Source organism: Pedobacter alpinus (assembly GCF_042684645.1).
In the GTDB taxonomy this organism is placed as follows: Bacteria; Bacteroidota; Bacteroidia; order Sphingobacteriales; family Sphingobacteriaceae; genus Pseudopedobacter; species Pseudopedobacter alpinus.
Window position 1 is genome coordinate 130,433 of record NZ_JBHULV010000052.1, and the last position, 21,444, is coordinate 151,876.

19 protein-coding genes are annotated in these 21,444 nt (G+C 32.5%); 16 read left to right on the forward strand and 3 right to left on the reverse strand.

The window, feature by feature from the left end; all coding sequences use genetic code 11:
- Positions 1–57 precede the first annotated feature (57 nt).
- The 7 genes from rhaT to ACFSSE_RS16105 all read left to right on the forward strand — a co-directional run bounded on the left by rhaT (position 58) and on the right by ACFSSE_RS16105 (position 9,139).
- The gene (rhaT, locus tag ACFSSE_RS16075; RefSeq protein ID WP_379046025.1) at positions 58–1,134 is read left to right on the forward strand and encodes an L-rhamnose/proton symporter RhaT; all 1,077 of its coding nucleotides are present in this window, start codon (positions 58–60) and stop codon (positions 1,132–1,134) included.
- A gap of 21 nt (positions 1,135–1,155) precedes the next feature.
- The gene (locus tag ACFSSE_RS16080) at positions 1,156–3,276 is read left to right on the forward strand and encodes a bifunctional aldolase/short-chain dehydrogenase (RefSeq protein ID WP_379046027.1); all 2,121 of its coding nucleotides are present in this window, start codon (positions 1,156–1,158) and stop codon (positions 3,274–3,276) included.
- 205 nt (positions 3,277–3,481) lie between these two features.
- Entirely contained in the window at positions 3,482–4,756 is a 1,275-nt protein-coding gene (locus ACFSSE_RS16085; protein ID WP_379046030.1) for a sugar isomerase, read from the forward strand.
- A gap of 303 nt (positions 4,757–5,059) precedes the next feature.
- Positions 5,060–6,442 carry an FGGY-family carbohydrate kinase gene (locus ACFSSE_RS16090; RefSeq protein ID WP_379046033.1) on the forward strand — a complete coding sequence of 461 codons (1,383 nt, stop codon included), beginning with the start codon at positions 5,060–5,062 and terminating at the stop codon, positions 6,440–6,442.
- A gap of 3 nt (positions 6,443–6,445) precedes the next feature.
- Positions 6,446–7,183, forward strand: coding sequence for a (Fe-S)-binding protein (locus ACFSSE_RS16095; RefSeq protein ID WP_379046036.1), 738 nt, complete (start codon positions 6,446–6,448; stop codon positions 7,181–7,183).
- Entirely contained in the window at positions 7,183–8,562 is a 1,380-nt protein-coding gene (locus tag ACFSSE_RS16100; protein ID WP_379046039.1) for a lactate utilization protein B, read from the forward strand. Before ACFSSE_RS16095 ends, ACFSSE_RS16100 begins: the two co-directional genes overlap by 1 nt.
- Complete coding sequence (locus ACFSSE_RS16105; protein ID WP_379046042.1) at positions 8,555–9,139, forward strand: LutC/YkgG family protein; 585 nt, start codon at positions 8,555–8,557, stop codon at positions 9,137–9,139. Before ACFSSE_RS16100 ends, ACFSSE_RS16105 begins: the two co-directional genes overlap by 8 nt.
- 379 nt (positions 9,140–9,518) lie before the next feature.
- On the opposite strand, the gene ACFSSE_RS16110 is transcribed toward ACFSSE_RS16105, so the two are convergent.
- Positions 9,519–10,094 (reverse strand): MarC family protein, encoded by a 576-nt coding sequence (locus ACFSSE_RS16110; protein ID WP_379046045.1) that lies wholly within the window; start codon positions 10,092–10,094, stop codon positions 9,519–9,521.
- A gap of 142 nt (positions 10,095–10,236) precedes the next feature.
- Complete coding sequence (locus ACFSSE_RS16115; protein ID WP_379046048.1) at positions 10,237–11,007, reverse strand: SGNH/GDSL hydrolase family protein; 771 nt, start codon at positions 11,005–11,007, stop codon at positions 10,237–10,239.
- Between the two features lie 121 nt (positions 11,008–11,128).
- Here ACFSSE_RS16115 and ACFSSE_RS16120 point away from each other — a divergent pair, with 121 nt between their 5' ends.
- On the forward strand, positions 11,129–12,409 hold the full coding sequence (locus ACFSSE_RS16120; RefSeq protein ID WP_379046051.1) for a DUF2851 family protein: 1,281 nt from the start codon (positions 11,129–11,131) through the stop codon (positions 12,407–12,409).
- A 4-nt stretch (positions 12,410–12,413) separates the two neighbouring features.
- Positions 12,414–12,635 carry a PspC domain-containing protein gene (locus tag ACFSSE_RS16125; protein ID WP_379046054.1) on the forward strand — a complete coding sequence of 74 codons (222 nt, stop codon included), beginning with the start codon at positions 12,414–12,416 and terminating at the stop codon, positions 12,633–12,635.
- A gap of 39 nt (positions 12,636–12,674) precedes the next feature.
- Here ACFSSE_RS16125 and ACFSSE_RS16130 read toward each other — a convergent pair whose 3' ends face one another.
- The gene (locus ACFSSE_RS16130; protein ID WP_379046057.1) at positions 12,675–13,322 is read right to left on the reverse strand and encodes an ankyrin repeat domain-containing protein; all 648 of its coding nucleotides are present in this window, start codon (positions 13,320–13,322) and stop codon (positions 12,675–12,677) included.
- Between the two features lie 507 nt (positions 13,323–13,829).
- Between ACFSSE_RS16130 and ACFSSE_RS16135 the strand changes: the two genes are divergently transcribed.
- From ACFSSE_RS16135 to ACFSSE_RS16165, 7 genes are all read left to right on the forward strand, one after another.
- The gene (locus ACFSSE_RS16135; RefSeq protein WP_379046060.1) at positions 13,830–16,433 is read left to right on the forward strand and encodes an FtsK/SpoIIIE family DNA translocase; all 2,604 of its coding nucleotides are present in this window, start codon (positions 13,830–13,832) and stop codon (positions 16,431–16,433) included.
- A gap of 2 nt (positions 16,434–16,435) precedes the next feature.
- The gene (locus ACFSSE_RS16140) at positions 16,436–17,089 is read left to right on the forward strand and encodes a LolA family protein (protein ID WP_379046063.1); all 654 of its coding nucleotides are present in this window, start codon (positions 16,436–16,438) and stop codon (positions 17,087–17,089) included.
- A 54-nt stretch (positions 17,090–17,143) separates the two neighbouring features.
- Complete coding sequence (locus tag ACFSSE_RS16145) at positions 17,144–17,419, forward strand: hypothetical protein (protein WP_379046066.1); 276 nt, start codon at positions 17,144–17,146, stop codon at positions 17,417–17,419.
- Entirely contained in the window at positions 17,416–18,177 is a 762-nt protein-coding gene (locus ACFSSE_RS16150; RefSeq protein ID WP_379046069.1) for an MBL fold metallo-hydrolase, read from the forward strand. Before ACFSSE_RS16145 ends, ACFSSE_RS16150 begins: the two co-directional genes overlap by 4 nt.
- Positions 18,178–18,183: 6 nt before the next feature.
- On the forward strand, positions 18,184–19,737 hold the full coding sequence (locus tag ACFSSE_RS16155; RefSeq protein WP_379046072.1) for a DUF1186 domain-containing protein: 1,554 nt from the start codon (positions 18,184–18,186) through the stop codon (positions 19,735–19,737).
- A gap of 85 nt (positions 19,738–19,822) precedes the next feature.
- The gene (locus ACFSSE_RS16160) at positions 19,823–20,665 is read left to right on the forward strand and encodes an alpha/beta hydrolase (protein ID WP_379046075.1); all 843 of its coding nucleotides are present in this window, start codon (positions 19,823–19,825) and stop codon (positions 20,663–20,665) included.
- A gap of 74 nt (positions 20,666–20,739) precedes the next feature.
- Positions 20,740–21,402, forward strand: a complete 663-nt coding sequence (locus tag ACFSSE_RS16165; RefSeq protein WP_379046078.1) for an MCP four helix bundle domain-containing protein — start codon at positions 20,740–20,742, stop codon at positions 21,400–21,402.
- Positions 21,403–21,444 lie beyond the last annotated feature (42 nt).

Sequence of the window (21,444 nt, forward strand, 5' to 3'; positions counted from 1 at the left end):
CAACACCACCTATTTTAGCGTAACCAAAAAAAATAAACTAAAAAAAATAAAAAATTTATGGGCGCATTATTAGGGGTTCTGTATCATTTTTTCGGCGGTTTTGCGTCTGGAAGTTTCTACATCCCATACAAAAAAGTTAAAGGCTGGTCTTGGGAAAGTTATTGGATAGTAGGCGGAATATTTTCTTGGCTAATTGTACCACCACTAGCGGCCTATTTAACAATTCCAGGTTTTGCAGATATTATTAGTGAAGCTTCAGGCTCTGTACTTTTTTATACGTTTTTATTTGGATCACTTTGGGGTATAGGAGGCTTAACCTACGGACTAGGCGTTAGGTATCTTGGTGTTGCATTAGGTAGTTCTATTATTTTAGGATTATGTTCTGTTTTTGGCGCTTTAATACCATCAGTTTTTTATGAGTATTATCCAGAGGCCGGAAAAGACTCTATTAGTATGATTGCTGGTTCTACTTGGGGGCAACTTGTTTTACTAGGCTTATTTATCTGTATTCTTGGTATTGTGGTTTGCGCAATTGCAGGCAGTATGAAAGACAAAGATTTAGGTAATGCAGAAAAAGATGCATCTAATACTGAGTTTAAAATTGGTTTGGGTTTATTTGTTGCAATAGTATCAGGTATTTTAAGTGCTTGTTTTGCTTTTGGTATTGATGCCGGAAAAGATATGGCTGATGTTGCAAACACTGCTTGGAAGAATGCAAATCCTGGTAAAGGCGAGTTTCTGTATCAAAATAATGTAACCTACATTATTATCATGTGGGGAGGTTTATTAACCAATTTTATTTGGTGTATGATATTAAATGCCCGTAACAAAACATTTGGTGATTACAGCAACTCAAAAACGCCTTTAGCCAAAAATTATATTTTTTCTGCCTTGGCAGGAACAACGTGGTTTTTACAATTTTTCTTTTACGGAATGGGAGAAAGTTTGTTAGGTAACGGAGCAAGCTCTTGGATACTTCACATGGCTTTTATCATATTGGTAGCAAACCTTTGGGGTATTATTTTAAAAGAATGGAAAGGCGTTAGGTCAAAAACATTTAGTACAGTAATAGCAGGAATAGTAATTATACTTATATCAATATTGGTAGTTGGTTACGGTAATTCAATTAAATAATAAAAATTAAAAAAATATAATATGTCAACTAAAACAACTTCTTTTAAGCATGTAAGCTATTTGTGGGACGATGCCGAAGCAGCAAAATTAGCCGGAGATGAAGTAGCACTTTTAATTTATCGTTCAAATCTTTTAGGTGCCGATTTAAGATTAACCAATTATGGTGGTGGAAACACATCTTGTAAGGCTTTAGCAAAAGACCCATTAACAGGTGCAGAAACAGAAGTAATGTGGATTAAAGGTTCTGGTGGTGATATTGGAACCTTAAAGAAAAGCGGACTTGCAGCGCTTTATGTAGAAAGATTAAGATCTTTAAAAAACGTTTACCGCGGCATGGATCATGAAGATGAAATGGTTGAATTATTTAACCACTGCATTTATGATTTAGCTTCAAAAGCACCATCAATAGATACACCTTTACATGGTTTTTTACCATTTGCACACATAGATCATTTACACCCAGATGCAGCTATTGCTATTGCAGCAGCTAAAGACGGCGAAAAAATTACACAAGAGTTATTTGGTGGTACAATTGGTTGGGTGCCATGGCAAAAGCCAGGTTTCGATTTAGGTTTACAACTTAAAGAATGTTTGGATAAAAATCCAGGTATAAGAGGCATCATGTTAGGTTCTCATGGTTTGTTTACTTGGGGAGATACTGCTTACGAAAGCTACATGAATACTTTAGAGGTAATAGAAAAATGTGCTGAGTATTTAGAAGAAAATTACGGTAAAAAAGGTCCTGTTTTTGGTGGTCAAAAAATCCAATCTTTAACTAAAGCCGATAGATTAGCAAAAGCAGCAGATTTAGCGCCAATTTTAAGAGGATTTTGCTCTAGCGAACGTTCTATGCTAGGTCATTTTACTGATGATGATAGAGTTTTAGAATTCATCAATTCAAACGATTTAGATAGATTAGCACCATTAGGAACCAGCTGCCCTGATCACTTTTTAAGAACTAAAATTAGTCCTTTAGTTTTAGATTTAGCTAAAGATGCAGATTTAAGTGATATAGCTGCCATTAAAGAGAAATTAGCGCCAGCTTTTGAAGCTTATCGTAAAATGTACACAGACTATTATAATACCTGTAAACATGATAATAGTCCTGCAGTACGTGACGCTAACCCGGTAATTATCATTTACCCAGGTGTTGGAATGTTCTCTTTCTCAAAAGATAAACAAACTGCCCGCGTTGCAGCAGAGTTTTATACAAATGCAATTAACGTGATGAAAGGTGCTGAGGCCATTTCAGAATATACTTCATTACCTCGTCAAGAAGCTTTTAATATTGAATATTGGTTATTAGAAGAAGCAAAACTGCAAAGAATGCCTAAGCCTAAAGCTTTATCTGGTAGGGTAGCTTTAATTACAGGTAGTGCAGGTGGAATTGGTAAAGCAATTGCCCGCAAATTTGTAGAAGAAGGTGCATGCGTAATTTTAAATGATATGAATGCTGAGCGATTAGCAGAGGCAGGAGAAGAGTTTAAAAAAGATTTTGGTAAAGATGCTTATGCAACTGCAATATTAGATGTAACTAACCAAACACATAGCGAAGACGCAATGAAAATTGCTGCTTTAAGCTTTGGTGGTGTAGATATTATTGTAAACAATGCAGGCTTATCTATCTCTAAATCAATAGAAGACCATAGTCAAAAGGATTGGGATTTATTATATGATGTTTTAGTTAAAGGCCAATTCTTGGTAACTCAAGCTGCTACAATAGTAATGAAAAAACAGGATATGGGCGGCGATGTGATTAATATTGTGAGTAAAAATGCTTTAGTTAGTGGCCCTAATAATGCAGGTTACGGAAGTGCAAAAGCAGCTCAATTACACTTAAGTAGATTAAACGCTGCCGAATTAGGAGCAGCCGGAATCAGGGTAAACGTTGTTAACCCAGATGCTGTTATTAGTGATAGTAATATTTGGGCAGGCGGTTGGGCTGAAGGCAGAGCAAAAGCTTACGGAATTACTGTAGCAGAATTACCAGCTTATTATGCAAAAAGAACTTTGTTAAACAAAATTATCCTTCCGGTTGATATTGCGAATGCTTGTTTTGCATTAACAGGGGGGTTATTGTCAAAATCAACAGGTAACATGTTAAATGTTGATGGTGGCGTGGCAATGGCATTTGCAAGGTAAGAGCCTCACCTAACCTCTCCGAAGGAGAGGAATTATTGTGGGAATGTAGAATGGTAATAACGAGTTTAACCATTTGACAGGAGTCCCTCTGTAGGGGGTTTGGGGAGGTAATCATGCCGTTATGTTTACATTAACATAACTATTAAAATAATTTGAATTAAACAATTCCCCCTTTAAACTGGGGGAATTAACATAATAACCAATTATGATTTTAGATAAAAATATTATAGAGCAGCATAATCAAGAATTAGCTGCAAAACATCAAAAAAAATTAGCATTCTTTTTAGAAGAAAACGAAGGGGCTGATGCACATATCCAAAAATTAAGAGACTTTCAAATTGCTATACCAAGCTGGGCATTAGGTACAGGTGGTACTCGTTTCGGTCGCTTTTCTGGTGGCGGGGAGCCAAGTAATTTAGAGGAAAAAATGGAAGACATTGGTTTATTACACCAATTAAACCAATCTAGCGGAGCCATATCTTTACATATTCCTTGGGATATTCCAGAAGATGCAGAAAAGATCATGAGCTTAGCTAAAAAGCTAAACCTAAAGTTTGATGCTGTAAACTCAAATACATTTCAAGATCAACCTGGTCAAGAATTTAGTTACAAATTTGGTTCGTTACAAAACGTTAAAAAAAGCGTAAGAGACCAAGCTATTGCACATAACATTGAAGTAATTAAACAAGGCGATGCATTAGGCTCAAAATCTTTAACCGTTTGGTTGGCAGATGGTTCTAGCTTTCCCGGACAGTTAAATTTTAGAGAAGCTTTTGAAAACACATTGGCTAGTTTGAAAGAAATTTACGCAGCATTACCAGAAGATTGGAAAATGTTTGTAGAATATAAATCTAACGAGCCTAACTTTTACTCAACAACGGTGGCAGATTGGGGTCAATCTTTGCTATACGCTACTAAATTAGGTCCAAAAGCATATACCTTGGTAGATTTAGGTCACCATTTACCAAATGCTAATATTGAGCAAATCGTGTCTTTATTATTGATGGAAGGTAAGTTAGGTGGTTTCCACTTTAACGATTCTAAATATGGAGATGACGATTTGACTACTGGAGCCATTAAGCCTTACCAATTGTTCTTAATTTTTAACGAGTTGGTGGACGGTATGGACCATGCAAAAATGAACCATGCATCAGGTTTAGCTTGGATGATTGATGCATCGCATAATATTAAAGATCCTTTAGAAGATTTATTACAATCTGTAGAAGCTATTATGATGGCTTATGCACAAGCATTAATTGTAGATAGAGTTGCGTTAAAAGCTGCTCAGCAAAAAAATGATGTAAGCTTAGCACAAGAAATTTTGCAACAAGCTTATCGTACAGATGTGCGCCCATTAATTGCAGAAGCTAGGTTACAAAACGGTGGAGCATTAAATCCGGTAAAATTATTTAGAGCTGCAAATGTAAGAGCAGCTTTAATAAACGAAAGAGGTTCTGAAACTAAAGCAACAGGACTGTAGATGAGATTTGAGAAATGAGGTGTGAGATATGAGTACTTCTAAGAGTGTCTTTGTTTCATATTTCATTTCTTTTTGCGTTAAGGATGGATGCAATGTCTTTTTTGTCATTCTGAGTGGAGTCGAAGAATAGAACAAAAAAGATATATCCGCCAAATGGTGGGTAAGGTTTTTTGTGGGTATGAATGAATATCGTGTTACCTCGCCTGCGGGATGCAGGAAACACAAAGATATATCATTATGTTTTGCTTCCATTTAGAGCTACTCATATCTCAATACTCACATCTCATATCTAATAATTAAAAAATGAAAATTCCAGTTATTGCCATATTTGATATTGGGAAAACCAATAAAAAGCTGTTTTTATTTGATGAAGATTATAAAATAGTTTTTGAACGTACAGCCAGATTTATTGAAACAAAAGATGAGGACGGAGACACCTGCGAAAATTTAGAAAGTTTAAGACTTTCTGTTTTCGACTCTTTACATGAAGTGTTAAGGAACAAGCAATTTGACATTAAAGCTATCAATTTTTCTACCTATGGTGCAAGTTTGGTATATGTTGACGAGAATGGAAAACCATTAGCGCCCTTATATAACTACTTAAAAGAATACCCAGAAGCTTTAAAAAAGCAGTTTTATGATACTTACGGAGGAGAAAAAGAAATTGCGGTAAGCACAGCTTCACCTGTTTTGGGCAGCTTAAATTCTGGGATGCAACTGTACCGTATGAAGTACGAAAAACCTGAAATTTTTGCACAGGTAAAATACGCATTACACTTACCTCAATACATGAGCTCTATAATTACGGGCAAAATGCATAGCGATATTACGAGTATTGGTTGTCATACAAATTTATGGAATTTTGAAAAACAAAATTACCATGAATGGGTTACTAAAGAACGATTAGAGGATATGTTAGCACCAATTTTTTCTGGAGATGATGTAATGCAATCCACTTTTCCGAGTGAAAACTATTTAACAGGAGTTGGTTTGCATGACAGTTCTGCCGCATTAATACCCTATTTAGAGAGTTTTAAAGAACCTTTTATTTTGCTTTCAACAGGTACTTGGTGCATCAGTTTAAATCCTTTTAATAGTGTGCCTTTAACAAAAGAAGAATTAGATAAAGATTGTTTGTGCTATTTATCTTTTCAAGGTAAACCAATAAAAGCATCTCGTTTGTTTGCAGGTTTTGAACATGAGCAAGAAGTGAAAAGAATTGCTGAACATTTTGAAACTTCAGTAGGGAAATATAAAACGGTAAAATTAGATTTGAATTTATTGTCAGAATACCTGCCGAAAGGTAGTTTGGTTAAGTATTTTGATACTTTAGAAGAAAACCACTTTGATTTTTCTAAGGTGAATTTAACTGATTTTGAGGACGATGTTGCAGCTTATCATTATTTGATTTTTACACTCGTTTTTAAACAATATGTTGCAACAACGCTAGTGTTAAAAAACACAAGCGTTAAAAGAATATTTGTTGATGGAGGTTTCTCAAAAAACCAGATATTTATGAATTTATTGGCAATGGTTTTCCCAGAAATTGAAGTTTACGCTGCCTCTATGGCGCAAGCAACATCAATGGGTGCGGCAGTTGCCATACACAAACATTGGAATAAAAAACCATTACCAACTGATATGATTGCTTTAAAACTTTTTGTATCACCAGTAAAAAACAATTAATTAATGAGAGTTGCCTTATTTATTCCTTGCTATGTAGATCAGTTTTATCCTAATGTTGCCATTGCAACACTAGAATTGTTAGAGAAATACGGTTGTCAGGTTAGTTATCCTAAAAACCAAACCTGCTGCGGCCAACCAATGGCAAATTCAGGTTTCGAACATTTATCCGGAGGCTGTAATAAAAACTTTGTAGAAAACTTTAAGGGTTTTGAGTACATCGTAGCTCCATCAGGAAGCTGTGTATTGCATATTCGCGAACATTTGCATGATGAAAATCATCCGGCGGAAGCCAAGAAAATAAGTGAAACCATATTTGAGTTAGTTAGTTTTTTAACTGATATTTTAAAAGTGGATAAGCTGACTGCTAGCTTTCCGCATAAAGTAGGGATGCACCAAAGTTGCCATGGGCAAAGAGGTTTAAAAATATCTCAAATGTCAGAATTAAATGCTGCGGCTTTTTCAAAACCACAACAGCTATTAGATATGGTTGAAGGTATAGAAATGATTGAGCTAGACAGAAAGGACGAATGCTGTGGTTTTGGTGGTACTTTTTGCGTTGCAGAAGAAGCAGTGTCCTCAAAAATGGGATTAGATAGAGTAGCAGACCATGTTAGAAACCAAGCAGAATACATTACAGGTGTTGATATGTCTTGCTTAATGCATTTGGATGGTATTTTGAAAAGGCAGAATAGTAAAACCAAAATTATACACATTGCTGAGATTTTAAACGGGAGAAAATAGTGAAAATAGCAGACCACGCAGAAAAATCAAGAGTATTTAATTTAGATGAAGATAGGGTAGATTGGCATGATAAAACATTGTGGTTTATCCGCCAAAAGCGAGACAAAGTAGCGCATCAAATTTCGCAATGGGAAGAGCTAAGAGAGGCAGCTTCTCAAATAAAAAACCATACCCTTTCAAATCTTCATAATTATTTGGAAGAATTTGAGAAAAATGCCAAAGCAAACGGTATTCAAATTCATTGGGCGGCAGATGCTAAAGAGCATAATGAAATTGTACTTTCACTTTTGCAAAAGCATAACATCACAGAAATGGTAAAAAGTAAGTCGATGTTGACCGAAGAATGCCATTTAAACGATTTTTTAGAAAAAAACGGAGTAGGCGTAATAGATTCTGATTTGGGCGAACGTATTGTTCAGTTGGCAAAAGAACCACCAAGTCATATTGTTTTACCCTGCATCCATAAAAAGAAAGAAGAAATAGGCGAGTTATTTCATGAACATTTAGGCACACCAAAAGGCAGTGCCGACCCACAACTACTAACTGAAGCCGCAAGACAACACTTAAGAGATACTTTTTTAACCCGTAAAGCAGCATTAACAGGCGTAAACTTTGCCATTGCAGAAACAGGTGAATTTGTGGTTTGTACCAATGAAGGCAACGCAGATATGGGCGCACATTTAGCCGATATCCATATTGCTTGTATGGGGATTGAAAAAATAATCCCTAAAAGAGAACACCTTTCTGTATTCTTGAGATTATTGGGAAGAAGCGCCACAGGGCAACCCATCACTACTTATTCTAGTCATTTTGCAAAACCAATTGTAGGCAAAGAAATGCATATTGTATTGGTAGATAATGGCAGAACAAGACAGCTAGGAAGGCCAGATTTCAGAAATTCATTGAAATGCATTAGATGTGCGGCCTGTTTTAACACCTGCCCAGTTTATCGCAGAAGTGGAGGACATAGTTACCAAGCTGTAATTGCTGGGCCAATAGGTTCTATACTTTCGCCAAATTTAGATATGAAAGCACATGCCGACTTGCCATTTGCATCAACCCTTTGTGGTTCATGTTCTAATGTTTGTCCGGTAAAAATTGATATTCACGACCAATTGTACAAATGGCGACAAGTATTAGTTAAAGAAGGAATAGTAGATCCTAAAAAAGCATTAGCAATTCAGGTTATGGCAAAAACATTAGCATCGCCAACAATGTACAGGCTTGCTGGTAAAGCTGCCAGAGTAACACTTAAATACGCTCCGTTTGTAGCAAACAATAAATTTAATGCATGGTATTTACACAGAGAAATGCCAACAGTGCCAACATCATCTTTTGGTGAATGGTACAGTAAAAATAGAAAGGATAATAATGAGTAGCAGAGACCAAATATTAGCTGCAGTAAAGCAAAACCAGCCAGATGAGTTAGTGATGCCATCATTAGCACACTTTTTTGTAACACCCACAGAAAACTTACAAGCAGAATTTACCCGAGTAGTTGAAGGAATAGGAGCTAAGGTTTTTGGAGTAAATAATACAGAGGAAGTTATTAAACAAATTGAAACTGATTTTGCAGTTGGTAAAGTAAGAATTGTTAGCCCATTAAAAGAATACTCAACCATTGCCGAAGAATTTAATGGAGCGGATAACCACCAATTAGCAGATGTTGAACTAATGATTTTACCAGCACATTTTGCAGTTGCCGAAAACGGAGCTTGTTGGATAAATGATGAATTATTTAGTGAAAGAGTACTGCCATTTATTCCTCAACATTTGGCTTTTATTGTAAATAAAGAAAACATAGTAGCCACAATGCACCATGCCTACCAATTAATAGGGGATAAAAGATATGGCTTTGGAACTTTTGTAGCAGGGCCATCAAAAACAGCAGATATTGAGCAAAGCTTAGTTTTAGGCGCACATGGTGCCAGAAGTTTAAAGATATTTTTTATTTGAAACAACTAATCTAATATTTGTATTGTTGGAGTTAAAATTAAAAAGCACTTTAAAAAATGTGGAAACTTAATTTTCTTTAAATTTTATATAAATCCCAAATTTTTTTTCTTTTCATTGATTAAAATTGGCTGCTAATTTCTTCTAGCATCTGCTAACGCTAGCCCAAGGTGATGAAGTTAAGAAAACTCATCATGTTGAACGATAGTGAGACATCTCATATATTTGGTATTAAACGCTACATGCAGAACTTACTTGTGAGATGTCTCGTATCTTCGACATGACGTGGTGAAGAGAAAAGCATCTATTATAGCTTTTTTTACTTCACTAATTAAAAAATTATTAAATTAAAACTCAGCTAATAAAACTAATCAACAAAAACCTACAGACCAGTATTGTTTCTAAACATTTTAATAGCAATGGCTAATAAAATTATACCGAAAGCTTTTCTTAAAATATGTAATCCAGTGGGGCCAAAAAGTTTTTCTATACGCAAGGAGTTTTTTAGTACTGCGTAAACAAAAATAAGATTTACAAAAATACCTATCACAATGTTAATGGTGGCATATTCTGCTTTTAAGGATAGAAGGGTAGTCATGGTGCCTGCCCCAGCAATTAATGGAAATGCCAATGGCACAATAGATATTGATTCGGGTATTTCTTCCTTAAAAAAGTTAATACCTAAAACCATTTCCATTGCAATTATAAAAATAACAATAGAACCAGCAATAGCAAAAGAAGAAATATCTAAGCCTATAATTCCTAATAAGCCTTCGCCTAAAAACAAGAAAATAAGCATCAAAAACAAAGAAACCAAAGTTGCCTTTTCTGATTGTATATGTCCGCCGGCTTTGCGTCTTAAATCAATAATAATAGGAATTGAACCTAAAATATCAATAATTGCAAAAAGAATCATAGATACAGAAAGTATCTCTTTAAAATTCAGAAGATCTATCATTTTGTGCTAATTAAAATAATATGCAATTTACCAAAGCTTTTATAAATAATTCGAAAAATAATTATATAATATTCATATAATCAGGTTTTTAGCTTTTAGCTTTAAGCATTTGGCTTTAGTCAATTATATAATGTGTTTAGCATTATATAGTTTTTGTTGCTTTAAGCCAAGCGTTTGCCATCAGTTTTGCGCCAGCTAAACTTGGGTGTACACCGTCATTTGTCCAGTAAACACCTGGGGCATATTTTAAAGCCTCATTAAAAACAGCTTGATAAGGCACAAAAACTGCATTAAAATCTTTCGCTATTTTTCTAGCAGTCATTCTATATTCGTCAAAAGCTGGGTACCAAGTATCGTCAACAGCCTTAATATCTTTAAGGGCAAAAGGTTCGCCAATTACCAATTTCAAATCTGGGAATTGAGCCATTGTTTTTTGTAAAAGCGCTCTAAAGTCATTTTCATAAATTTCAACAGTGCCCTTGTATTTGCCACTATGGAAATGCCAATAATCATTAACGCCAATTAAAACACTCAGTATATTTGGTTTTAGAGCCATACAATCTGTTTCCCAACGTTCTACCAATTGGTAAACTTTATTGCCACTTATACCTTTGTTATAGATTTTTAAATTTTTTGATGCGTTGCTGGTTAATAGCTCTGCGGCAGTATGTAAAACATAACCTGTACCTAAGTTATTATTGGTGTTAAAATTGGCATCTTCTCTTTTTCTGCCAGCATCAGTAATAGAATCTCCTTGAAAAAGAATAATATCATCTTGTTTAATAATGTTTGGTTTTTGTGTTTCTGGCATTGCAGCTTCAACAATTTGTGGAATATTTATGGCTAATACGGCTGATAAGGCACTTGTTTTTAAAAATTTTCTACGGTTTAGCATATCATTTTGGGTTTTCATAAACATATTATTATTTCCAATCAAAAGCAACAGTTCATTATAAATTATATTATCTAATAGGTAATATTAATTTTAGATTAAAATTTACACCAACTAAATTTATATTTTCATAAATTTAACCATGCTATCTACCGAAAACATATTACATTTTATTTGGAAGTATAAACTTTTCAATCCTTTAGAATTATTTACCACAGATCATCAATCTTTACAAATTATTAATTTTGGAATACATAATTTAGATTCGGGTCCTGATTTTTTTAACGCCAAAGTAAAAATTGCAGAAACAATTTGGGCTGGGAATGTAGAAATTCACATCAAATCTTCTGATTGGTTGAAACACCATCACCAAAAAGATAAGGCTTATGATAACGTTATTTTACATGTAGTTTGGACACATGATGTGCCAATTTACAGAACAGATAAAACTTTGTTGCCTGTTTTAGAACTTAAAAACTTGGTAAATCCTCAAGTTATTGAGAATTACGAGCTTATAAGTCAAAATAATTATTGGATACCATGCGAGGCGCAAGTTAATTTGGTGGATGATTTTACGAAACATCAATGTTTAGATAGAATGCTTACCGAACGGTTAGAGCATAAATCACTAATTATAAAGGATATTTACAATAAATATAATGGCAGTTGGGAAGATACCTTTTATACCGTTTTAGCCAAAAGCTTTGGTTTTAAAGTAAATGCTTTGCCTTTCGAGTTGTTATCTAAAAACTTACCGCAGCTTATTTTAGCAAAACACAAAAATTCTGTTTTACAGGTAGAAGCCTTGGTTTTTGGTGTTGCAGGATTCTTACAAGGTGAACTAAAAGATGAATATCCATCTCAATTAAAAGCAGAATTTCAATTTTTAAGAGCCAAATACCAACTTAATGTAATTGATATAAGCTTATGGAAATTCTCTAAAACCCGACCTGATAATTTTCCAACAGTTAGATTGAGTCAGTTTGCGGCATTGGTTTTAAAATCTCAACATTTGTTTTCAAAAATTATAGCTGTAAAAAACAAAGCAGATTATAGTGCAATATTTAAAGATTTGCCCATAAATAACTATTGGATAAAGCATTACATGTTTGATAAAGAGGTTGCTAAACGAAGTATAAATATTGGGAATTTAAGTATTGATAATATTTTAATTAATGCTTTAACGCCACTTTTATTCTTTTACGGACAAGAAATAGGGGACAAACAATTTGTGGAATTGGCTTTTAATTTATTGCTCACTATTAAGCCAGAGGAAAATAAAATTAGCAGAGGTTTTATTGAAAGAGGATTTAATGTGAGCAATGCGTTTGATACACAAGCAATTATTCATTTAAAAAAATATTACTGTGATGAAAAAAAATGCCTAAATTGTGGCATTGGTTTAAAAATTATAAAACATTAAGAATATGATTAATAAAATTCTGATTTTTTTTGAACGTTATTCTTTTGGTGTTTGCACCTATTTAGGCGATAAGTTTGAGATTTCGCAATCAAAAATAAGATTGTTTTTTATTTACACGTCTTTTTTAGCAGTGGGTTTCCCTTTAGCATTTTACTTTTTTGCCGCTATAGTTTTAGATATTCGTACGTTTATAAAACGTAAAAAAGTGCAGTATTGGGATATTTAATTATTGTTTTTTTTGATTTACCAACTATTCTCAAAAATATTAAGCCAAAATATCAGCAATTTCAATAAATCCTTTAGCCATTGCCAAATCTGCTGGTAATTTGCCGTCTTCCATTTTTAAAGTTGTATCAGCACCTTTTTCTAATAATAAAATAATTAATTCAATATTGCCGTTTTGTGCTGCCGAGTGTAATGGTGTAAGTCCGTTTAATTGTGCCACATTAACTTCTGCGCCGTTTTCTATCAACATTTTGCTAATTCCTGTAAAATTACCAACTACCGCAGAGTGTAACGGAAAAACATGATATCCGTTTTTTGAGGGTAAATTAACATCAGCACCTTTCAAAACTAAATAACGAGCAACTTCTTCTTGTCCAAAATAACAAGCTAAGCCTAAAGACGTAAAACCATCATTAGAAAAATTGTTTATTTGATTTGGATTTTTAAAAATTTGGTGTGCAACTTCGTCAAATTTACCTGCCGCAGATGCTTCCTGTAAAGAAATATCTTTTATAAATTGTAATAAAATTGGTGTTATCTGTTTTTTGTTGAAGTAGCAAGATAACATCAGCGGAGAAACTTGATGACTGGTTTCCTCATTTACCAACTCTGGTTTTTCTGATAAAAGCTTTTTTATTGCTTCTTCATCTTCTTTAATGATTAAATCTTCTAAAAAAGTGTGTTGCATTTTGAAAGTTTAAGCAGTAATATTATACATAAATTCTAAAGCAAAAAAATATATCGCCTAATTTTGATCATAATTTAAGATTTTGATTCGATACGTTACATTTTTTTTTAAAAACCAGTATAAATTTAATTTAAAAAAATATTTAATGGTAATTTGTGATTGAATAAAGGGAGATTATGCAAAATAAAACAGAAGTTATCTTGCGAAAAGCAAAAATCCTTTAATTCCAATAGAAACTGTAATTCAAAAAAAATAAAGATTTGTAGCAAAAGATAATTGTAAACAAATTATTAAATGAATTTTAAACAGGCTCTTTCTTGTACCACAAAATGTTTAAATAAAAATAACCTAGAATTTAAAACTTTGAGTTTTTTGTTTCAATTGGCTATAATTCAGTAAAAAGAGTTTTTTAAAAAACCAATTTTTAATGATATAAGTAATTAAAAGAAATTATTTTAGCATCTACCTAAGCATTAAATTATATTTGTTGTGAAAATTTATTAGCGAATGCCTGTAAGAGGAAATCAATTTAAAACAAATACGTTTAGAGAAGAAGCTTCGGCATCTTCTGAACCGTTTAAGAAAAAGACAGAAAAAGTACCTACGGAAAGTTTTCCGAAGCTAAATTTTAATAATGATAGGGTTATTAAAATTGCTGGTTTATTTATTTTATTATTAGCTCTTTATTTTTTAATTTCTTTTACCTCTTACATATTTACTTGGCAAGAAGACCAAAGTTATGTGATTGATGCTAATGGTGGTTGGAGTAATTTCTTTAAAACCTCTGAGGAGTTAAAATCTAATGGAGTTTTAGATCCAAATATTCAAAATTGGGCCGGTAAATTAGGTGCTTTGCTATCCCATCAATTTATATACGAATGGTTTGGCTTAGCTTCATTTATATTCGTATTCATTTTCATTATAATTGGATATCGTTTACTTTTTAAGGTAAAACTATTATCGCTACCTAAAACCCTGGCTTATTGCTTTTTCTTATTAATTTTCACTTCAGTAACCTTCGCTTTTTTTCATGCTTTTATAGGTGATTATCCTCATTTCTTAGAAGGAGAATTTGGTTATTACACTAATTTATTATTACAAGCCCAAATTGGTAGTAGCGGTGTAGGTGGCTTATTACTTTTTGCCGGACTAACTTGTTTGGTTATGGCTTATAATATTGATTTTAAATTACCTAAAAGAACGCCAAAACCTTTGCTAGATACAGATCCAGTTGATGAATACGAAGTTGAACATGCTTATGCTGGGGAGATAGAAGAGGATGAGGAAGAAGTTTTAGAACAACAAGATTATGTTGCTCGTCGCTACCAAGAAGTGAAAACTACACCTCTTGTAAATGCGCCGTTGCCCCCAAAACCAGTTATTGAAGAAGCACAAACAGTAAAAACTAATAGTTTTGAGGTAAATAATACCTTAGATAATGACGGTTTTGATAATGTTATAAAACCAGATTTTGAAGAAGTTAAAAAAACAGTAAATAAAGAACTGGAAATTATTGAACCCGAAGAGTTAGAGTTAAGTTTAGAGAAAACAGAAGAAGAAATAAAATCTGAAGATTTAGTAGAACAATTTGGGGCATATGATCCAACTTTAGATTTAGCATCCTATAAAACGCCAACTTTAGAACTTTTAGAGCAATATGGTTCTAATAAAATAGCTGTTGATACAACCGAATTAGAAAACAATAAAAACAAAATTGTAGAAACGTTAAACAACTACAACATTGAAATTGACAAAATTAAAGCAACTATTGGCCCAACGGTAACGCTTTATGAAATTATTCCTGCACCAGGTGTAAGGATTTCTAAAATTAAAAACTTAGAAGATGATATCGCTTTAAGTTTAGCCGCATTAGGAATTAGGATTATTGCGCCAATGCCAGGAAAAGGTACAATTGGTATTGAGGTGCCAAATTCACATCCAGAAATGGTTTCTATGCGCTCCATCATCGCTACGGAAAAGTTTCAAACCACCACCATGGATTTGCCAATTGCTTTAGGTAAAACCATTTCTAATGAAGTCTTTATTGCCGATTTAGCTAAAATGCCTCACATGTTAGTAGCTGGGGCAACCGGGCAAGGTAAATCTGTAGGTATTAATACCATTTTGGTTTCATTACTTTATAAAAAACATCCATCGCAATTAAAATTTGTATTGGTAGATCCTAAAAAGGTGGAGCTTTCTTTATTTAAAAAGATTGAACGCCACTTTTTAGCCAAATTACCAGGAGAAGATGATGCCATTATTACCGATACTAAAAAAGTAATTAATACGCTTAATTCTTTGTGTATAGAAATGGATCAGCGTTATGATTTATTGAAAGAAGCTGGTGTAAGAAATTTAAAAGAGTACAACGAGAAATTTATAAAGCGTAAGCTAAACCCAAACAACGGACATAAATTTTTGCCCTTTATAGTTTTAGTTATTGATGAGTTTGCCGATTTAATGATGACTGCCGGTAAAGAGGTGGAAACGCCAATTGCAAGGTTGGCACAGTTGGCAAGAGCAATTGGAATTCATTTAGTTTTAGCAACACAAAGGCCATCTGTAAATATTATTACAGGTACAATAAAAGCCAATTTTCCGGCAAGGTTAGCTTTTAGAGTTACTTCTAAAATTGATTCACGTACCATTTTAGATTCTGGCGGTGCCGATCAATTAATTGGAAAAGGAGATATGCTTTTATCAACCGGAAGTGATTTAATTAGGTTACAATGTGCTTTTGTTGACACACCAGAAGTGGATAGAGTTACTGATTTTATTGGCGAGCAACGTGGTTATTCATCTGCTTATGTGCTGCCAGAATATGTTGGCGATGATGGTGATGGTGGAAGCGTTAAAGATTTTGATCCAAGTGATAGAGATGTAATGTTTGAAGATGCTGCTCGTTTAATAGTATTGCACCAACAGGGTTCAACATCATTAATTCAGCGTAAGCTTAAATTGGGTTACAATAGGGCAGGCAGAATTATTGATCAGCTAGAAGCAGCAGGAGTTGTTGGAGCTTTTGAAGGCAGTAAAGCCAGAGAAGTATTGATATTAGACGACTATGCTTTGGAACAGTTCTTGTCTAACTTGGATAAAAAAGACTAATAATGAGAAAACGAAATTTCATAATATTACTGATAGCACTAATAAGCGCAACAACTTTCACATACGCACAATCAGACGCTACCGCGAAAGCTATTTTAGCAGGTGTAAGTAAAAAATACCGATCTTATGATGTTATTAAAGCTGATTTTACATACAGTATAAAAAACCCACAAGCAAACATCAGCGAAAGCCAAGCCGGTACCATGTACGCAAAGTCAAAATTGAATAAGTATAATATTGCTATAGCAAACCAACAGTTAATATCTGACGGTAAAGTACAATGGACTTATTTAAAGCAGGATAATGAGGTTCAATTAAATGAGATAGATAATAGTTCAACAGCATTAAACCCAGCTCAAATTTTCACCATTTACGAAAAAGGTTTCAAATATATTTACTTAGGTGAAACTACCATTAGTGGACGTAAATATCAAAATATTGAACTTGCGCCATTACAAACACGTTCTTTTTCTAAAATTAAATTGAGAATTGATAAAGTAAATAAACAAATTTCTAACATTGTGGTTAATGATAAAAACGGAAATGTTTATACCTACTTTATAAAAGCATTTACACCTAATATTAAAGTGAGTGATGCTGTTTTTTCTTTTGATGCTAAGAAATACCCTGGAGTGGATGTGGTTGATTTGAGATAATTTATCTAGAATTAAAAAACAAGACTCAAGATAATTAGTTGTAATAATATTAACATGAATATCTCTTTTACCAATCATACTTTAGAAAAAGTTGAGCTGCTGTTAAAAGAGTTAGGCTTTAAAGTAAGGTACGAAAAAGGGAATTTTAAAACGGGGTCGTGTTTAATAGAAAACAGTAAAATTGTGATGGTGAATAAGTTTTCTAATTTAGAGAGTAAAATTCTTTCTTTAGTAGAATTGCTAAAAACTATTGACGCTGATGAAACTAAACTATCCGAAAAACAAAAATCTTTTTACTACGCTATTAAGCAAACAACTTTAGCAATTTGAAAATTACATTTTTAGGCACTGGAACATCACAAGGCGTACCCGTTATAGCTTGTAATTGTGCGGTTTGCCTATCTTTAGATAAAAATGATAAACGCTTAAGAAGTAGTGTTTTAATTGAATCTGATGAAAAAACTGTAATTATTGATACCGGACCAGATTTTAGGTATCAAATGCTGAGGGAGAATATTCAGAAATTGGACGCTGTGGTTTTTACTCATCCTCACAAAGACCATATTGCAGGTTTAGATGATATTAGAGCTTTTAATTTTAAGCAAAAATCTGAAATGGCTATTTATGCCAATTTAGCCACACAAGAATCATTAAAAAGAGAGTTTTACTATATTTTCTCCGATTTTAAATATCCAGGAATTCCTTTAATTAAGTTTTATGATATTGATAATGATGTTTTTGAAATAGGAGATATAAGCATACAGCCAATTGAAGTAATGCATTTTAAAATGCCAGTTTTGGGTTTCAGAATAAAAGATTTCACTTACATTACTGATGCTAAAACTATTTCGGAATTAGAGAAAGAAAAAATAAAAGGAACTAAAATACTGGTGCTAAATGCCTTACAAAAAGAAAAACACATTTCGCATTTTACTTTTGATGAAGCTGTAGCTTTTGCTCAAGAAATTAATGCCCAACAAACCTATTTTACTCACATTAGTCATAAGTTAGGTACTCACAAAAATATAAGTGCCGAATTGCCAGCAGGTATTAGCCTCGCTTACGATGGTTTAAATTTTGAAATTTAATTAACAATGGAATACAACACATATTATAAAGGTGGGTTGCTTATAACAGAAGATTCACAATTTAGTAACGATAAATATGGTATCACACCAGAATTATCAACTATACTACAAGATTTATTTTTTGAAATTAACGTAAATAAGGTTAAAAGTTTTACTACTAAAAAAATAATTAAACTTATTGAGCAGTACCCTAAATGTCCGCAACTAAAAAATTATTTAGCAGTAGCTTATCAAAGTAGAGGGGAAAGGGATAAGCTTAATGAAATTAATCAGCAAATTTTAATTGACCATCCAGATTACCTTTTTGGATTATTTGGACTGGTTACAAAACAAATTAATGAAAACAAATTTGATGAAGCATTAACTACTTTAGGTTCAACTTTATTGTTAAAAGATTTATATCCTGATAGGGATTTATTTCATTTAGCAGAGGTTTTGGGTTATTTTAAACTAGTGATAATGTATTATGCTGGTTTAGGTAAATTAGCAGAAGCCGAGGAAGTTTTACAGCAAATGAAAGAAATTAATAAGGAGCATATTGACGTTGAGGAAGCGGAAGGATTACTGTATGATCTAAGGATGAAAACCAGTTTAAATTATCTCACTAATTTAAATAGTAAAAAAAAGAAACGTGGAATAAATATTTTAGAAAATATACCTCAAATAACAAAACCGCCAAAGTTCAACCATACTGAAATTAACTATTTATATGCAAATGATATAACAATAGAGCAAGAATTAATACATGAAATTTTAGCACTGCCAAAACAAACCTTGATTGAAGATTTAGAATCTCTTTTAAAGGACGCAGAGTTTAGATTTGGCCATTTTTATAGCTTAAAAGACAATAAATTTCTAGATTTCCCCTTACATGCCATATTTTTATTGATGGAATTAAAATCTGAAAGTAGCTTGCCTAAAATTTTAAACTTTTTAAAAGGCGATGAGGAGTTTTTAGATTTTTGGTTAGGAGACCATATTACTGAGACACTTTGGCAATGTTTATATAAACTAGCTTTTAACAACACAAAAGCCTTGGCTGCTGTATTAATAGATGATAACTATTACACATTTATAAAATCAACTGTATCAGAAGCTTTATGCCAAATGGCATTACATAATCAACACAAACAAGATGAAATATCAGATATATACTGTGCAACTTTAAACTATTATAATGCAAGTAATTTTGATGAAGAATTAATAGATAAAAATTATTTAGGGATGTTAATTGGAGACGTAATTGATACAAATCAGAAACAACTATTGCCAATTATTAAAGAACTATATGAAAAAGACTTTGTTGATACGATGGTTAATGGTGACTTTAATTATTTAAAGAAGGCTTTTGATAATTTAAATGTTAATTACCATAAAATGGATATTAATAATATTTTTGAAATTTATGAAAACACTACTTATAATTTGGGTAGTAATTATTATGAAAATGAATTTCAGGATTGGGGCAGTCTAGAACCTATAAAAGCAGATCCAAAAATTGGAAGAAATGAGCCATGCCCTTGCGGTAGTGGTAAAAAATATAAGAAATGCTGTATTTAAAGCTAATTTTTTTGATGTGTAAATTGCAATAATTTAAGATATATTTAATAAATCCTAATTTGTTAATTCATGTTTTCCTAAAAAAATGAAGTTTTTTATAATTCTCCAAATCATTATGCTTACGTCCATCATATCATTTTCTAAAGTTAAAAAAGAGAAAGATATAGCTTACGCTGATAAAGTGAACTTTAATCTTTTAGATATTTATCACGAAAAGAATATTAAAACTCCTCAAGATGTCATTGTATTTATTCATGGAGGATCCTGGAATAGTGGTAAAAAAGATACTTATTGGTTTTTAGGAAGAAACTTCGCTAGAAAAGGAAAAATTGTTGTAGTTATAAATTATCCTTTGTCTCCAAATGTGCAATATCAAGAAATGGCTTTTGATTGCGCAAAAGCAGTTAATTGGGTAAAGCTGAATATTAATAAATATGGCGGAAACCCAAATCGTATTTTTATAATGGGACATTCTGCTGGAGCACATTTAGCAGCTTTAATAAATCAAGATAAAAAGTATTTTGAAAAAATTGGGGTAGAAAATCCAATAAAAGGGGTGATTTTAAATGATGCTTTTGGCTTAAATATACACCAATATTTAACCTTGCAAATAAATACTGATGATGAATATGTACCTGGTTTTCTAAAAGTTTTCACAAGCGAGCCAGCCGAGTGGAAAACAGCATCTCCTTTTTATAAAATTCCAAACATCAATAATCCATATTTGATATTTATGGGCGAAAAAACTTTTTTATCAATCAGAATGCAAAGTCCAGCGTTTAAAGATGAAATGTTGAAACAAGGAAAAAAAGTAATTTTTGAAGAGATAAAAGGTAAAAAACATATTGGTATGATGTCTCAAATGGCTTTCGGAGGTAATCCTTTGTACCAAAAAATTATCAGTTTTATAGATAGCCATAAAAGTTAAACTTCTTTCAATTGTAAATAATATTGGGTTTAATTATAAAATTTGTACTTTAGTTAAGAACCTAAAATTTGCTTATGAAGTGGTCTTTAATGTTTAAAGAGAAAATGAAAGCCGCCATTGTTTTGGTAGCATTGATGGTGGCCATTATTATAAGTAATTTATTAGAAAAAAAGATTTCAGAAAGTAACGATTATACCGTAGCATCAATTTTTGAAGATAGGTTACAACCTTCTGTTGATTTGTATGAAATGCGAACTTTAAATGAGCAAAGACTGTTTATTTTAGAAGAGTATTTACATGCAAACGAAGCAAATGACCAAACCAGATTAGAAAAAAAACTAAATGCTGTTCACAAAGATTTTGATAAATTATTATTGAAATATGAAGGTACAATTTTGGTTGATAGAGAAAAAAATGCGCTATTAAATCTAAAAACTCAGTTAGCTTATTTTGACAACGCATTTAGTGAAATTAAAAAATCTGATAAAAATGCCGAAGAAATTACCATTGCTAAATTTGGCCTAAACAAAGCAAATGAAAGTTTGGGGAATTTAAGTAAGCTACAAAGTGAAGTTGGTAGAGAGTTATTGATAGATTATAAAAAGGATACTTTTTACAGCAGCTTTCTTAATTCTTTTCAAATATTATTATCCATAATAATTGGTGTAATTTTGTTAAAAATGGTTGCAAATTCAACTTTGTTAAACAAGTTTGATAAAAAAGTAAATTTGAATTAGATGCGAAATTAATGTTCTCTAATATTATTCATTTATGTTAAA

Excerpts from the sequence above, each read along its gene's own strand:
- rhaT (WP_379046025.1), top strand. The coding sequence starts at position 58 with ATGGGCGCATTATTAGGGGTTCTGTATCATTTTTTCGGCGGTTTTGCG.
- ACFSSE_RS16080 (WP_379046027.1), top strand. The coding sequence starts at position 1,156 with ATGTCAACTAAAACAACTTCTTTTAAGCATGTAAGCTATTTGTGGGAC.
- ACFSSE_RS16085 (WP_379046030.1), top strand. The coding sequence starts at position 3,482 with ATGATTTTAGATAAAAATATTATAGAGCAGCATAATCAAGAATTAGCT.
- ACFSSE_RS16090 (WP_379046033.1), top strand. The coding sequence starts at position 5,060 with ATGAAAATTCCAGTTATTGCCATATTTGATATTGGGAAAACCAATAAA.
- ACFSSE_RS16095 (WP_379046036.1), top strand. The coding sequence starts at position 6,446 with ATGAGAGTTGCCTTATTTATTCCTTGCTATGTAGATCAGTTTTATCCT.
- ACFSSE_RS16105 (WP_379046042.1), top strand. The coding sequence starts at position 8,555 with ATGAGTAGCAGAGACCAAATATTAGCTGCAGTAAAGCAAAACCAGCCA.
- ACFSSE_RS16110 (WP_379046045.1), bottom strand. The coding sequence starts at position 10,094 with ATGATAGATCTTCTGAATTTTAAAGAGATACTTTCTGTATCTATGATT.
- ACFSSE_RS16115 (WP_379046048.1), bottom strand. The coding sequence starts at position 11,007 with ATGAAAACCCAAAATGATATGCTAAACCGTAGAAAATTTTTAAAAACA.
- ACFSSE_RS16120 (WP_379046051.1), top strand. The coding sequence starts at position 11,129 with ATGCTATCTACCGAAAACATATTACATTTTATTTGGAAGTATAAACTT.
- ACFSSE_RS16125 (WP_379046054.1), top strand. The coding sequence starts at position 12,414 with ATGATTAATAAAATTCTGATTTTTTTTGAACGTTATTCTTTTGGTGTT.
- ACFSSE_RS16130 (WP_379046057.1), bottom strand. The coding sequence starts at position 13,322 with ATGCAACACACTTTTTTAGAAGATTTAATCATTAAAGAAGATGAAGAA.
- ACFSSE_RS16135 (WP_379046060.1), top strand. The coding sequence starts at position 13,830 with ATGCCTGTAAGAGGAAATCAATTTAAAACAAATACGTTTAGAGAAGAA.
- ACFSSE_RS16140 (WP_379046063.1), top strand. The coding sequence starts at position 16,436 with ATGAGAAAACGAAATTTCATAATATTACTGATAGCACTAATAAGCGCA.
- ACFSSE_RS16145 (WP_379046066.1), top strand. The coding sequence starts at position 17,144 with ATGAATATCTCTTTTACCAATCATACTTTAGAAAAAGTTGAGCTGCTG.
- ACFSSE_RS16155 (WP_379046072.1), top strand. The coding sequence starts at position 18,184 with ATGGAATACAACACATATTATAAAGGTGGGTTGCTTATAACAGAAGAT.
- ACFSSE_RS16160 (WP_379046075.1), top strand. The coding sequence starts at position 19,823 with ATGAAGTTTTTTATAATTCTCCAAATCATTATGCTTACGTCCATCATA.
- ACFSSE_RS16165 (WP_379046078.1), top strand. The coding sequence starts at position 20,740 with ATGAAGTGGTCTTTAATGTTTAAAGAGAAAATGAAAGCCGCCATTGTT.